This window comes from Neisseria sp. P0009.S007 (assembly GCF_051962515.1).
This window is the reverse complement of the sequence record NZ_JBQCVF010000722.1, coordinates 1-851: the sequence shown is the minus strand read 5'-3', so window position 1 is coordinate 851 and position 851 is coordinate 1. Positions and strand designations below refer to the sequence as shown.

General features: G+C 57.5%; 1 protein-coding gene. It reads left to right on the top strand.

What is annotated here, in order from left to right:
• A partial coding sequence (ribD, locus tag ACTHS3_RS15940; protein ID WP_440368498.1) for a bifunctional diaminohydroxyphosphoribosylaminopyrimidine deaminase/5-amino-6-(5-phosphoribosylamino)uracil reductase RibD occupies nucleotides 1-851 on the top strand: 851 nt, incomplete at both ends.

Below are 851 nucleotides of genomic sequence, written 5' to 3'. Positions count from 1 at the left end.
GGTTGCGTAATTGCACACGGCGCACAAATCGTCGGACAAGGTTTCCACGTCAAAGCAGGCGAGCCGCACGCTGAAGTCCACGCGTTGAGGCAGGCCGGAGCGGCGGCAAAAGGCGCAACAGCCTATGTCACGCTGGAACCTTGCAGCCATTACGGCCGCACACCGCCATGTGCTGAAGCGCTGGTTCATTCCGGCGTAACGCGCGTGGTCGCCGCCATGACTGATCCTAACCCGTTGGTCGCAGGCAAAGGCTTGTCTATGCTGGAAGCCGCCGGAATCCGTACAGAAAGCGGTTTGTTGGAAGCGCAGGCGCGCGAGATCAACCGTGGTTTTCTGTCGCGTATCGAACGTGGCAGACCGTTTATCCGCCTCAAATGCGCCGCCAGTTTGGACGGCAAAACCGCCCTTTCAGACGGCCGCAGCTTTTGGATTACCGGCAAAGCAGCGCGCGAAGACGTACAAATTCTCCGCGCCGAAAGTTGCGCCGTTTTGACCGGTATCGGTACCGTACTTGCCGACAACCCGAAACTCAACGTCCGCAGCTTCCCCACCCTGCGCCAGCCTGCACGTATCGTCTTGGACAGCCGACTGCAAATCCCTTTGGACTGCCACCTCGTTACCGATACCGACAGCCCGACTGTTATCGTTACCCTTTCCTCAGACGAACAACGTTTGCAGGCGCTGGGTAAATTTGAACATATTCGCATCATCAGGCCGTCTGAGCACATCAACGGCCGCATCAATCTTCTTTCCCTCATGCCGCAACTGGCAGAGCTTGGCTTTGGCGAAGTTCTGGTAGAAGCCGGCTCAACACTTGCTTCAGCCTTCCTGAAGGATGACTTGGTGGATGA